The organism is Bartonella sp. MM73XJBT (assembly GCF_028618465.1).
Taxonomy (GTDB): Bacteria; Pseudomonadota; Alphaproteobacteria; order Rhizobiales; family Rhizobiaceae; genus Bartonella.
In genome coordinates, this window is sequence record NZ_JAQISY010000051.1 from 1 (window position 1) to 7,097 (window position 7,097).

The 7,097-nt window shown below is 42.5% G+C and carries 4 protein-coding genes; all 4 read left to right on the plus strand.

What is annotated here, in order from left to right; genetic code table 11:
• A partial coding sequence (locus PVV69_RS08920; protein WP_273757222.1) for a hypothetical protein occupies positions 1 to 1,155 on the plus strand: 1,155 nt, incomplete at its 5' end.
• On the plus strand, positions 1,145 to 2,716 hold the full coding sequence (gene tilS, locus PVV69_RS08925; RefSeq protein ID WP_273757223.1) for a tRNA lysidine(34) synthetase TilS: 1,572 nt from the start codon (positions 1,145 to 1,147) through the stop codon (positions 2,714 to 2,716). The genes PVV69_RS08920 and tilS, both read left to right, overlap by 11 nt.
• A gap of 116 nt (positions 2,717 to 2,832) precedes the next feature.
• The gene (ftsH, locus tag PVV69_RS08930; RefSeq protein ID WP_273757224.1) at positions 2,833 to 5,046 is read left to right on the plus strand and encodes an ATP-dependent zinc metalloprotease FtsH; all 2,214 of its coding nucleotides are present in this window, start codon (positions 2,833 to 2,835) and stop codon (positions 5,044 to 5,046) included.
• A gap of 1,072 nt (positions 5,047 to 6,118) precedes the next feature.
• Positions 6,119 to 7,097: phosphoglucosamine mutase (glmM, locus tag PVV69_RS08935; protein ID WP_273757225.1), on the plus strand; the 979-nt coding region annotated here is incomplete at its 3' end.

Below are 7,097 nucleotides of genomic sequence, written 5' to 3' on the forward strand. Positions count from 1 at the left end.
GGGGCGGAAAAGGCTGGTGATGCGGTGAAGAATGCTGCTGCTGGTGTTGTGGAAAAAGCTGGCGATGTCGTAAATAAGGTTGGCGATGCGGTGAATAAGGCTACTGATGGTGGGGCGGAAAAGGCTGGTGATGCGGTGAAGAATGCTGCTGCTGGTGTTGTGGAAAAAGCTGGCGATGTCGTAAATAAGGTTGGCGATGCGGTGAATAAGGCTACTGATGGTGGGGCGGAAAAGGCTGCTGATGCGGTGAAGAATGCTGCTGCTGGTGCGGTGGAAAAAGCCGCGGATGCTACGGATTTCCCTGTTCAGGGGGCGTTACAAAGTCGAGAGTCACTCCTAGAAAATCAAAAGACTCTCTTTAAAGATTATGATTTGGATAAACTTTTGCATCATATACGAACAGTGCTTGAGCATAACAATTTGAAAAATGTTCAAAAGCAATTCCACCAGCTTTTTGATAAACAAGACTCTTCTGTTTATTCTTGTGCTTTTGAGAGTGCTCTTGGGGATGAAAGTCTGTTTGCTGTCAAGCAAGAGGTGGTGGAGCATAGCCTAAAAGATGGTACGAAGAGTGTTGCTGATGTGGAAAGCCATCATGCTACAGTGAGGAGCCATGATCATTTAAAAGAAACGGATGAAAATCTGAAGGAAATACATAAGGATGCTAAGCAAACAGAAGATAATTTGCAGGAAGCTCATAAGCTTTTAGAGAAAACCTATGGGGCAATTGAGCATATCGAACCACAGCAGGGTAAAGATACCTCTTCTCTCTCTTCTAAAGAGTTGTATAAAAAAGGCTATAATGCTCTTCTTGCTGCCAATTATGTTGATGCTGAAAAAGCCTTTTGTGCTTTTCAACAGCGTTATCAAAAAGATCCTTTAAGGGATGATGCCTTGTTTTGGTTAGCAGAAGCTTTGTTGGGACAAAAACGCTATCATGAAGCAGCACAAGTTTATCTTAATGTATGGTATGCAGACAAAAAGAAAGCCTACACTTCTGAGATTTTGCTGAAATTGGCGAGAAGTATGGTGGCTCTTGAACCAAATAAAGAGTCTTGTGCATTTTTCGCAAAAAAATCAAAACACTCTAAAACTTTAGAATCTATCTTTTGTAAACCTCTGAAAAGGAGTGAGGTCATCCACGGTGTGCATTAGACTAGCAGGAAATCTCTTTAAAACATCGGATTTTATCCAGTGTCAAAAATTGATCCTTGCGGTCTCAGGAGGGAGTGATTCTCTGGCTTTGCTGTTTTTAGTCAAAGACTATTTAAAAACTCTCTCCGTTCCTCCAGAAATGATTGCTGTCACCGTTGATCATCAATTGCGAAAAGAATCGGCTGGTGAAGCTTCAGTTGTTGCAGAAATTTGTCGTGCTCATCGCATTAAACATGTCACCGTGCGCTGGGAAGGCAAAAAACCAAAGACGCATATCGCTTCAAGTGCCCGTGTTGCACGCTATGATCTGTTGTTTCAAGAAGCGCAAAAACAAGGCGCAACGCTTATTATGACAGGGCATACACTTAATGATCAGGTGGAAACCTATCAAATGCGCTCCCAACGTTTTCGAAAAAATAAGGATTTGCAAGGTGTAGCCTTTGAGGGCATGCATGATGGGGTTTATGCCGGGGCTTCTGGTGTTATGCAAAGCCAGGCTTTTGAGGGTATGCGTGATAGGGGGGATGTGAGAGCATCTTCTGGCATTGTGCAAGGTAAAGCTTTTGAAACTATGCATAGTGGAGTATATTTTACAGAAGCTAGAGAAAAGAGTGCGCAGGAAAATTGTATTGTTAGCGAAACAAATGATGGGTTGTTGTCTGCGCGTGGTTTATCTTGTATGGCGCGCGAGGCGATGTTGCGGCAAAAAGTCCGTTTGATTCGTCCACTTCTTGGTGTAAAGCGCGAAACATTGCGTGCTTATTTGCATTTTAAGGGGACAACATGGATTGATGATCCAAGCAATGAAAATTGCAATTTTGAACGCGTGCGTGTGCGCCAATCGCTTCATCCAAAAACGCTTGCCAATATTGTTGAAAAGGTTCATGAAGCTGCACGGGCGCGTCGTCAACAGGCACAAATAATTGCTGATTTGATTTTGGCGCTGGATATCATGGTAGAATATGGACGTTGTTTTATTGCAAAACCTGCACCATTTCTACAGCATCATTCCGGTTTTCCCTTTGTTGTTGGGTTGTTTGCTGTGTTGATGGGAGGAGGGGGTTATTTGCTGCCCAGGCAAAAATTGACCACTCTTGTGCAAAAATTGTGTCTTCATTCATCCAAAAAGCAGCGCTTTACTTATGCTGGATCTGTTATTGAATATAATAAAAATGGAATCGCTTTTTGGCGCGAGGCGCGAAATATGAGAGAGGCCGTCGTTGCGCCAAAAACAACTTTTTTGTGGGATGGGCGCTATCAGATTACCAATCATGGTGCTGATGCCATAAAGGTTAGGGCAGCGGGTTTAGAGGAACTGAAATCTCTCCTTAAAAAGAGTTATGTTGATCTTGAAAATCCTCATTTTCCTTCCTTGCAATCGCTGGTGATGGTTTCAAATGACAAAGGATATGATATTCCAGAGTTGACAAACCCTACTGTTTTTCCGCAAAATATTATCGTCAAGCGAATTATGGCTCCTTTCCATTGGCTTTTCTCATGTGAAGATGCCACTCTGGTGAATGTTGTGGAACCTTTTTTTAACATTGAGATGAAAAGATAAAGAAAAATCACTCTAAAAAGACAATAAACATCTTCTCATACCTTGGCAAGAAGCTGACAAGGTTATATGTTAAGGGTAACTATTAAAATATATATATTGAATTAAGTGGGCTGAATATGAATTCCAATTACCGCTCTGTCCTCATTTGGGGAGTTATTGCCTTGATTTTGATTGTGTCGTTTTCTCTCTTTAATGGAGATAGCCAGCGTTCTGGTGGTGGAGAGATTTCTTATTCCGAATTTTTGCAAAAAGTCGAAAATAATGAGCTGAAATCTGTGACCATTCAAGGTCAAAAATTAACAGGACAAACCATTGAGCACAGAGTTATTTCAACCTATGCTCCACGAGATCCAGGTTTGATACAAAAATTGGAAAACAGAAATGTCAATGTCAAAGCTATTCCTGAAAGCTCTGGCAATAGTATCTTCCTTAATCTGCTGTTTTCTTTGCTTCCTGTTATTATTATCGTTGGGGCGTGGGTCTTTTTTATGCGACAAATGCAAAATGGATCACGTGGGGCAATGGGATTTGGTAAATCAAAAGCAAAATTGCTTAACGAAGCACAGGGGCGCGTGACCTTTCAAGATGTCGCCGGCGTTGAAGAAGCAAAGCAGGATCTCCAAGAAATTGTTGAATTTTTACGTGAACCACAAAAATTTCAACGCTTAGGGGGACGTATTCCACGAGGTGTTTTGCTGGTTGGTCCTCCGGGGACTGGTAAAACTCTGCTGGCACGCTCTGTGGCAGGCGAAGCTAATGTACCTTTTTTCACTATTTCAGGTTCTGATTTCGTCGAAATGTTTGTTGGTGTTGGGGCAAGCCGCGTGCGCGATATGTTCGAACAGGCTAAAAAGAATTCGCCCTGTATTATCTTTATCGATGAGATTGATGCGGTGGGACGTCATCGTGGTGCCGGACTTGGAGGCGGAAACGACGAACGTGAACAAACCTTAAACCAACTGCTGGTCGAAATGGATGGTTTTGAGCCTAATGAAAGTATTATTCTTATTGCCGCAACCAACCGTCCCGATGTGCTCGACCCTGCTTTGTTAAGACCAGGGCGTTTTGATCGGCAAGTGGTGGTACCAAACCCTGATGTCTCTGGGCGTGAGCAAATCTTAAAAGTGCATGTGCGCAATGTGCCTCTAGCCCCTAATGTGGATTTGAAAGTTTTAGCAAGGGGGACTCCAGGCTTTTCTGGTGCTGATCTGATGAATCTTGTCAATGAAGCCGCTCTCATGGCTGCTAGCCGCAATAAAAGAGTCGTAACTATGCAAGAGTTCGAAGACGCCAAAGATAAGGTGATGATGGGAGCTGAACGTCGTTCAACCGCTATGACACAAGAAGAAAAAGAACTCACCGCTTATCACGAAGCAGGACATGCTATCGTCGCGTTGAGTGTGCCTGTTGCCGATCCTGTCCATAAAGCAACAATCGTACCAAGAGGAAGAGCTTTGGGAATGGTCATGCAATTGCCTGAAGGTGATCGCTACTCCATGAGTTATCGCTGGATGATTTCTCGTCTGGCTATCATGATGGGAGGACGAGTGGCAGAAGAATTGAAATTTGGTAAGGAAAATATCACTTCCGGTGCTGCTTCCGATATTGAACAAGCAACAAAATTAGCACGCGCCATGATTACACGATGGGGTTTTTCTGATCTGCTTGGCAATGTGGCCTATGGTGATAATCAGGATGAAGTCTTTTTAGGGCATTCTGTGGCACGCACACAAAATGTCTCTGAAGAAACAGCACGTATGATCGATGCTGAAGTGCGTAAACTCATTGATAATGCTTATAAAAGTGCTACCAAAATTCTGAACACAAAAAGAAAAGAATGGTTCGCTTTAGCACAAGGTTTATTGGAATATGAAACTTTAACTGGTGCTGAAATTAATGAAGTCATTGCTGGAAAACCTCCTTCACGCACTCAAAAAGATGAAAGTGCTCCGCGCGTTTCTTCTGTGCCTAAAACGGGAGTCATAAAGGCAGAGGCTTATACATCAACAGCGGATAAAACAAACGTTAAGAAAACAGATGTTGAAAAAACGGTTGTTAAAAAAGCTGATGCTGAGAAAACCAATGCCAATAAAACCAATGTTGGTAAAGCAGAGCCAAAAATTGTAAAGGGAACAACAAAATCCAGTGATGTTAAAGCCAATGATGCTGCGTCTCAAGGTATGCCATCTCGTGAGATGGAGAAAAAAACGCAAAGCGCAAAAAGGACGACAAAGGTCGTCAATCGTTCTGTAAGTAAAACCAATTCTGGAAAGAAGTCGAATGCTCCAGGACGTGATAAAGAAAAACAGGAGCCTTCTAACGACGCTTGATTCACTTTAGTTTTAGAGAGGATTCTAAGGATTTTTTTTGAGAAAGGCGCGAGTCTTGCTTGCGCCTCCCAAGAAATGTGGGAAGAGTGTGAAATCCCCCAGAGGGGAAGGTCGATTTCGTCATTTTTCAAAGTGTCTCGCGTTGATCGTTGTGTTTTGGTGATGGTGAGGACTGAGAGATTGATGACCTTGTGCTTGTTGTCTGAGAGCAAATGGGGTATTGGTCTTTTGACAGAGAGATTTTTCTTTAGTTTTATTTAAAGAGGGATTCTGTTGAGAGAAGAGCGTGTGTGTAAAACATACGAGAAGAGTATTGCTTAGTATGTGAGGCATAGACGCATCATTGATAGCGTCGCTGGGTTGTTTGTAAAGATTTTCTCTAGGTGGTGGTGGGAGATTTTGTTGTTTGAGGATTTGAGAATGAAGGGGTGCAAATGCTCTTATTCATAGGATGTTTTGCTCTCACAGAGTTTTTGCTCTAACAGGATGATAAAAGAAAGAGTGCGTATCAAGGGGATAGCACAAAAAGATTTTGCTACGGAGAAAATTCAAGAAAAAACCAATGTTTTTCCCATGAATGATCATAGGATTAAATAGGGAGAGCGGAAAGACATTATTAGGAGTTTTGCTGTAGTTTTGGTAGAGATTTGTTCTAGGTGGTAGTGGGCGGCTTTGTTTTTTGAGGATTTGAGAATGAAGGGGTGCAAATGCTCTTATTCATAGGATGTTTTGCTCTCACAGAGTTTCTGCTCTAACAGGATGATAAAAGTAAAGAGTGCGTATCGAGGAAATAAGAAAAGCACAAAAATATTTTGCTACAGATGGAATTTAAGGGCAAAGCCAGTGTTTCCCTATGAGTAATCTTAGGACTTAATAGGAAGAATGGCAAGACATCATGAGGAGTTTTGGTGTCGTTGTTGTGAAATTTTCTTTAGGTGGTGGGCAGCAGCTTTGTTATCTCTTAGGATTTGAGAATAAAGGCGTGTCCTTAGTCACATGAAGGATTTCACTTGAGTGGAGTTTCTGCTCTCATGGAAGAGCAGAAGAAAGAATGCGTGCAAAGGAAATAGGGATGGCGCAAAAATATTTTGGTACAGATGGAATTCGGGGGAAAGCCAATGCTTTTCCTATGACACCAGATTTTGCCATGAAAGTGGGGATGGCTGTGGGAATTTTGTTTCGCTCACAACGTCAGTCGCGTCGTGTGGTGATTGGTAAGGATACACGATTATCTGGTTATATGTTGGAAAATGCCTTAGTTTCAGGATTTACAGCTGCGGGAATGGAAGCTTTTTTGTTGGGACCTGTGCCAACACCTGCTGTTGCTATGCTTTGTCGCTCTTTGCGCGCTGATCTTGGGGTGATGATTTCTGCTTCTCATAATCCCTTCTATGATAATGGAATTAAGCTTTTTGGGCCTGATGGTTTTAAGCTTTCCGATGAAATGGAAGAAAAAATTGAACAATTAATCGATACAGATCTTTCAAAATCTTTAGCAAGTTCTGCTGAAATTGGTTATGCAAAACGGGTTGAGGGCGATATTTATCGTTATATCGAATATGCTAAACGAACTTTGCCACGGGATGTTCGGTTGGATGCTTTGCGTATTGTTGTGGATTGCGCCAATGGCGCTGCTTATAAAGCTGCTCCACGTGCTTTGTGGGAACTGGGAGCCGAGGTGTTTGCTATCCATGATACACCAAATGGTACCAATATTAATCAAAAATGTGGGTCAACCGATCTGACTTCTTTGAAACAAAAAGTTCATGAAGTGCGTGCCGATGTTGGGATTGCTCTTGATGGCGATGGGGATCGTGTTCTCTTGGTGGATGAAAAAGCGCAAACAATTGATGGGGATCAGTTGATTGCTGTGATTGCTGAAAATTGGCATAAAACCGGACGGTTACAGGGTAACGGCGTGGTGACAACGATTATGTCAAATCTTGGGCTAGAGCGCTTTTTAGAGTGCAAAGGCTTGGAGCTTGTGCGGACAAATGTTGGGGATCGTTATGTGGTGGAAGCGATGCGCCAAAAGGGATATAATGTTGGTG